5 protein-coding genes and 1 pseudogene are annotated in these 4,474 nt (G+C 75.2%); 2 read left to right on the forward strand and 4 right to left on the reverse strand.

What is annotated here, in order from left to right; genetic code table 11:
* Window positions 1-409: pseudogene (locus ACFQ3T_RS34525) on the reverse strand (hypothetical protein); the annotation flags it as partial.
* Window positions 410-527: 118 nt separating this feature from the next.
* Here ACFQ3T_RS34525 and ACFQ3T_RS34530 point away from each other — a divergent pair.
* On the forward strand, window positions 528-1,382 hold the full coding sequence (locus ACFQ3T_RS34530; RefSeq protein ID WP_380729999.1) for a lytic transglycosylase domain-containing protein: 855 nt from the start codon (window positions 528-530) through the stop codon (window positions 1,380-1,382).
* 3 nt (window positions 1,383-1,385) lie between these two features.
* On the opposite strand, the gene ACFQ3T_RS34535 is transcribed toward ACFQ3T_RS34530, so the two are convergent.
* The 3 genes from ACFQ3T_RS34535 to ACFQ3T_RS34545 form a co-directional block, all read right to left on the reverse strand.
* Window positions 1,386-1,769: a DUF6968 family protein gene (locus ACFQ3T_RS34535; protein ID WP_380730001.1), complete on the reverse strand. Its 384-nt coding sequence runs from the start codon at window positions 1,767-1,769 to the stop codon at window positions 1,386-1,388.
* A gap of 31 nt (window positions 1,770-1,800) precedes the next feature.
* On the reverse strand, window positions 1,801-2,178 hold the full coding sequence (locus ACFQ3T_RS34540) for a tetratricopeptide repeat protein (RefSeq protein ID WP_380730003.1): 378 nt from the start codon (window positions 2,176-2,178) through the stop codon (window positions 1,801-1,803).
* 68 nt (window positions 2,179-2,246) lie between these two features.
* Window positions 2,247-2,960 carry an alpha/beta fold hydrolase gene (locus tag ACFQ3T_RS34545; RefSeq protein ID WP_380730005.1) on the reverse strand — a complete coding sequence of 238 codons (714 nt, stop codon included), beginning with the start codon at window positions 2,958-2,960 and terminating at the stop codon, window positions 2,247-2,249.
* A gap of 109 nt (window positions 2,961-3,069) precedes the next feature.
* Between ACFQ3T_RS34545 and eno the strand changes: the two genes are divergently transcribed.
* Window positions 3,070-4,356: a phosphopyruvate hydratase gene (gene eno, locus ACFQ3T_RS34550; RefSeq protein ID WP_106617300.1), complete on the forward strand. Its 1,287-nt coding sequence runs from the start codon at window positions 3,070-3,072 to the stop codon at window positions 4,354-4,356.
* Window positions 4,357-4,474 lie beyond the last annotated feature (118 nt).

The following is a 4,474-nucleotide window of genomic DNA, read 5'->3' on the forward strand; positions in this document are numbered from 1 at the left end:
TCCCGCCCGCGCCGTCCCGCCCGCACCACCCCGACCACCCGGGACCGCCGCCCCGGTCGGACCGCCCGCAGCCCGGCAGCCCGCCCGGCCCGACCGCCACCACCCACGTCACGCAACCGGTGGTGCCGCCGCTGTTCCGGTCGCTGCCCCAGCCGTCGACCACGCCGCACGGGCCGTCGTTCCCGCGTGCCACCGGGCGGCCCACGACCCCACCGCCCACCACCGCACCGCCGACGTCACCGCCCACGACCGCCCCGCCGGCCACCACGCCTCCACCCACGACCGCGCCCCCGGCCACCACCCAGCCGCCCACCACCGCTCCGGAGCCGCCCGCCACGTCACCGTCCGACCCCGCCCCGTAGCGGCCGGCGTCCCCGTGCGCAGGCGACGCGGCGTGGAATTCCGGCACGTCCCAGTGCCGCGTTCCACCGCCTGACCTGCGCCGGACCGGCGGCGCCCGACCGGGCGGTCCAACGGGTCCCGCCGAGCAGGGCCGAACACGCGTGGGGAGCACGTAGCCTGGGCTGGTGGTCGTCCCGCCGCCCTCCAAGACCGAGCCGCGCCCCCCGACGCGCGGCAGTGCCGGCAACCTCGTCGGACGCCTGGCGCTGGTGCTGCTGCTGCTGGCCTTCGTGGCCGGCGGCGCCTGGGCCCTGGCCACCTTCAACCGGTCCGCGCCGCGGCCCGCCGCCGACCCGCCGTTCCCCGTGCCGTTCCTGGAGGTCGAGCCGGGCGCCGCCGCTCCGGGCTCGGCCGGCGAGGTGCCGGCGTCCGGGCAGCCCCAGGCCTCGCCCGCCGTCACCGGCAGCGCCGAGCCCCTGACCGGCTGGGCCGCGTCGCTGTCCGAGAAGACCGACATCCCGGCCCGTGCGCTGCGCGCCTACGCCATCGCGGACCTGGTGATGCGCAACCAGAACCCGGCCTGCCGGATCTCGTGGGCGACGCTGGCCGGCATCGGCCGCATCGAGTCGCACCACGGCACCATCGGCGGCGCGCGGCTCGGCGAGGACGGCCGGCCGTCGCGCCCGATCATCGGCATCCCGCTGGACGGCTCGCCGGGCGTGAAGGCGATCGCCGACAGCGACGGCGGCCGGCTCGACGGCGACACGACGTGGGACCGGGCGGTCGGCCCGATGCAGTTCATCCCGACCACGTGGGCCCGGTACGCGGTGCGCGCCAACGGCGACGGCCGGGAGCCGGACCCGCAGAACATCGACGACGCCGCGCTCGCCGCCGCCCGGTACCTGTGCTCGGGCGGACGCGACCTGGGCACGGGCGCGGGCTGGTGGGCGGCCGTGCTGGACTACAACAACTCGACCGAGTACGGCCAGAACGTCTACAGCGGCGCCGACGCCTACGCCAGGGCGAGCGTCGGCGGCTGACCGTCACGCGCCGGGCGGTCCGTTCCCGGTCGGCCGGGCGCCGGCGTCGGGGACGACCGTCAGCCCGAGGTCCGGCAGGCCCAGCCAGTCGAGCGTCACCGACGCCTCCTCGGCCCGCGCCGCCAGCTTCAACCGCACGCCGTACACGCTGAGCAGCAGCGCCTGGAGCGAGTCCACCCCGAACGACGCGCCGACGGCCTCGTCGCCCAAGCCGAGGATCTGGTGCGGGCAGCACCAGTCGCCGTGGTCGCTCAACGGGTCGGGGCGGGGCGCGCCGATCCGGATCAGCACCGACGTCCGCGTGCCGTCCGGCGCGACGCACTCCACCCGCCGCGACGCCACGACCTCGCCGAGTTCGCACGCACCCGTCATCAGCACCGACCCCATCGACCGCCGTCCACCCCCGACGGTACCGGGATCAGCGGTCGCGCTCGACCGCGAGGCGGGCGCTGACCTCGCCCAACGCCTCCTGGTACTCGGGCGACGGGTTCATCGCCGCCGCCATCCGCAGCTGCGTCAACGCCTCGGTCAACCGGCTCTGCCGCTGCAACGTCCGCCCCAGCGCGAACCGCGCGTAGTGGTCGCTCGGGTCCAGTTCCAGCACCTTCCGGAACGCCGCCTCGGCGCGCTTCAGCTGGGCCGAACCCAGGTAGGCCCGACCCGCGAGCAGCTGCACGCCCGCCTGCTCCGGCGCCGCTTCGAGCACGACCCGCAGCTCGCGCAGCGCCTCCAGCGGTCGGCGTTCCGCGAGCAGCGCCTCGGCTCGGCGGAACGCCTCGAAGGTGCTGTCCGTCATGGTTCGATCAACGCTACCCGCGCATCCGGTCGCAGTTCGACAGCCGACCGGATGACGGGACGGGCGTGTCACCGGACGAGCAGCCCGTGCAGCCGGTCGAGCACGGGCCCGAGGGCCTCGGGTTGCTCCACATGGGCGTTGTGCCCCACGCCGGGCAGCACCAGCCCGTCCGCCCGGGCCGCGCGCAGGTGCTCCGGCGGGCACATCGGGTCCAGCTCGCCCGCCGACAGCGCCGCCGCCGCCTTCGCCACCGCGAGCAGCCCCGCGACGTCCGGCGCGCCCACGCCGAACGCGGCCGGGTCCAGCGCCGCCCGCCAGCCGCCGTCGACCTCGACCACGCCGTCGTCCACCGGAACTCCCGCCAGGCGGGACGCCCACGCCTCCGCCTCGTCCCGCGTGCCGAAGACGCGGGCGGGCTTCCCGGCCAGCGCCGCCGCCTTCGCCAGCTCCTCCGGCGTCCACCGCAGCTTGACGCCCACCGCGCCGACCGCCCGCACGTCCACCCCGAACCACCCGCTCGCCAGCGCCAGCGCCACCACGCCGCCCAGCGAGTGCCCGAGCACGGCCACCGGACCCGACGGCGCCGCCGACGCCACCGCGGCGGCCAGCGAGCCGAACGAGTACCGGTCCAGCGGCGCGGACCGGCCGTGCCCCGGCAGGTCCACCGCCACCCACGCCCCCGGCCACGAATCCGCAGCTCCGCGCCACACCGACCCGGTCGCGCCGAGCCCGTGCAGCAGCACCAGCACCGGCCCTTCCCCACCCCGCGCCACGTGAACCACGCGTGAACCCCTTCCGACGGGCGCCCCAACCAGCGAGCCGGGGCCGTCCCACACCTTGCACCAACTAGGCTCGGCATCGATACACAGATGGTCTGACGAGGGAGCGCACGTGGCGGTCATCGAGCAGGTCGGCGCCCGCGAGATCCTGGACTCGCGAGGCAACCCGACCGTCGAGGTAGAGGTGGCGTTGGACGACGGCACGCTGGAGCGTGCGGCGGTTCCGTCCGGCGCGTCGACCGGCGAGCACGAGGCGGTCGAGCTGAGGGACGGCGACGCCAAGCGCTACCTGGGCAAGGGCGTCGAGCGCGCGGTCACGGCGGTGCTCGACGAGATCGGTCCCGAGCTGGTCGGCATCGAGGCCGTCGAGCAGCGGGTGGTGGACCAGAAGCTGGTCGACCTGGACGGCACGCCGGACAAGTCCCGCCTGGGCGCGAACGCCATCCTCGGCGTCTCGCTCGCGGTGGCGAAGGCGGCGGCGGCGTCCAGCGGCCTGGAGCTGTTCCGGTACGTCGGCGGCCCGAACGCGCACGTCCTGCCGGTGCCGATGCTGAACATCCTCAACGGTGGCGCGCACGCCGACACCGACGTGGACATCCAGGAGTTCATGATCGCGCCGATCGGCGCGGAGAGCTTCCGCGAGGCCCTGCGCTGGGGCGCCGAGACGTACCACGCGCTGAAGTCCGTGCTGAAGTCCAAGGGCCTGGGCACGGGCCTGGGCGACGAGGGCGGCTTCGCGCCGTCCCTGTCGAGCAACCGCGACGCGCTGGACCTGATCCTGGTCGCGATCGAGAAGGCCGGCTTCACCCCCGGCCGCGACATCGCGCTCGCGCTCGACGTGGCCGCCACCGAGTTCTACTCGGACGGCGCGTACACGTTCGAGAAGACCAAGCGCAGCGCCGAGCAGATGACCGGCTACTACACCGAGCTGGTCAACGCCTACCCGATGGTCTCCATCGAGGACCCGCTGTCCGAGGACGACTGGGACGGCTGGGTGCAGATGACGGCCGAGCTGGGCGAGCGCGTGCAGATCGTCGGCGACGACCTGTTCGTGACGAACCCGGAGCGGCTGGAGGAGGGCATCTCCCGCCGCGCGGCCAACGCGCTGCTGGTGAAGGTCAACCAGATCGGCACGCTGTCGGAGACGCTGGACGCGGTCGCGCTGGCCACGTCCTACGGCTACAAGTCGATGATGTCCCACCGGTCCGGCGAGACCGAGGACACCACGATCGCCGACCTCGCGGTGGCCGTCGGCGCGGGTCAGATCAAGACCGGCGCGCCCGCCCGCGGCGAGCGCACCGCGAAGTACAACCAGCTGCTGCGCATCGAGGAGGCCCTGGGCGACGCCGCGCGCTACGCCGGTGACCTGGCCTTCCCGCGGTACACGCCGGAGAGCTGATGGCACGACGGGAACGGGACCCTCGGCGTGGCCGCGACGCCACGCCGAGGTCCCGCCCTGTCCGGGCCCGCGACGGCGAGCCGAAGGGCGAACCGCGCGCGGGCCGGTCCGGCGGTCG

The sequence above is a fragment of the Saccharothrix hoggarensis genome (genome assembly GCF_042678885.1).
GTDB classification, from domain to species: domain Bacteria; phylum Actinomycetota; class Actinomycetes; order Mycobacteriales; family Pseudonocardiaceae; genus Actinosynnema; species Actinosynnema hoggarensis.

Coding starts and splice junctions, on each gene's coding strand:
- ACFQ3T_RS34540 (WP_380730003.1), bottom strand. CDS start 2,178: ATGACGGACAGCACCTTCGAGGCGTTCCGCCGAGCCGAGGCGCTGCTC.
- ACFQ3T_RS34535 (WP_380730001.1), bottom strand. CDS start 1,769: ATGGGGTCGGTGCTGATGACGGGTGCGTGCGAACTCGGCGAGGTCGTG.